The sequence below is a fragment of the Maribellus luteus genome (assembly GCF_003576475.1).
Taxonomy (GTDB): Bacteria; Bacteroidota; Bacteroidia; order Bacteroidales; family Prolixibacteraceae; genus Draconibacterium; species Draconibacterium luteum.
In genome coordinates this window covers 1-547 of record NZ_QWGR01000228.1, presented here as the reverse complement: position 1 = coordinate 547, position 547 = coordinate 1, and the positions used below count along the sequence as shown (strand labels likewise).

Genomic DNA, 547 nt, shown 5'->3' with positions numbered 1-547 from the left:
GACGGCGCCTACCAGGTCGGATTCCGCGCGCATCAGCTTGAAGTGGCGGCCCCATGCAACGGCCGCCATGCATTCGTCACCACCGTCAGCGTGACCGAGATCACCGGCTCCGAAAGTTTCGTGCATCTCAAACGCGAAGGTTACAACTGGGTCGCGGTGCTGTCCGGCATCCACGAGTTTCTGCCTGGGCAGGAGCTTGAAGCGGTGCTCGATCCGAACGACCTGTTCATTTTCGATCAATCCGGCCGGCTCGTCGCCGCGCCGGCGGCGCGGTGAGGGCATACCATGGCTCGCATCGATCTTGTCGATCTGGCGCATTCCTACGGCGGCAACGCGGCGGACCGGGCGTCCTATGCGCTGAAGCCGATGACCATGACATGGCGGCAGGGCGGCGCTTACGCGCTGCTGGGACCGTCCGGCTGCGGCAAGACCACGCTGCTGAAGGCGATCTCGCGCTCCATCGGCTCGCAAGGTACCCTGAAGTTCAAGGACCAGACGCTCGACGGCGTCGCGCCTTACGATGTGGTCGCGCGCGGCATCTGCCATT

2 protein-coding genes are annotated in these 547 nt (G+C 64.5%); both read left to right on the top strand.

Features of this window, described 5'->3' with window-relative positions; translation table 11 throughout:
- Window positions 1–276: P-loop NTPase family protein (locus D1614_RS28700; protein ID WP_206610200.1), on the top strand; the 276-nt coding region annotated here is incomplete at its 5' end.
- 9 nt (window positions 277–285) lie between these two features.
- The coding region (locus D1614_RS28695) for an ATP-binding cassette domain-containing protein (RefSeq protein WP_119440535.1) at window positions 286–547 on the top strand (262 nt) is incomplete at its 3' end.